The sequence below is a fragment of the Pedococcus sp. P1_H8 genome (assembly GCF_056405175.1).
In genome coordinates this window covers 1-390 of the sequence record NZ_JBFUCP010000382.1, presented here as the reverse complement: position 1 = coordinate 390, position 390 = coordinate 1, and the positions used below count along the sequence as shown (strand labels likewise).

At 74.4% G+C, this 390-nt stretch carries 1 protein-coding gene; it reads right to left on the bottom strand.

Annotated elements, in window-relative coordinates; genetic code table 11:
- On the bottom strand, positions 1 to 390 hold a 390-nt coding region (locus AC1DYG_RS20470), incomplete at both ends, for a hypothetical protein (protein WP_477641668.1).

Sequence of the window (390 nt, the reverse complement as noted above, 5' to 3'; positions counted from 1 at the left end):
GGTCCAGCGCATCCGAGAGCAGGTGCCGAGCCCCCTCGACCGCCCGCGTCGTCGCGTCGCAGAGCGCGAGGAACGCGGCGGCCTGCGACTGCACCTGTGGGACAAGAACTTCGCGCAGCCACGATGCGCCTGCGTCGGCCGTGCGAGTGATCATCAGGTCCACCTCGGCGGGGGTGTGCCCGGCGACAAGGGGTGCGTCGAAGCCGGCGGCAACCTCGGACGCGGCGTCGAGTGCGGTCCGGGCGACGCGGACCGCGTCCGTCATCGCCTCGTGCACGACGGCAACCCGTGCGCATTCCTCCCGGGCCCGGCCCAAGTGCGCGCCGATCCGCTCGCGGGCCGCGTCGGCGGCTTCGCCCGCCCAGCCGTCCGCGAGGTGACGGACCAGGT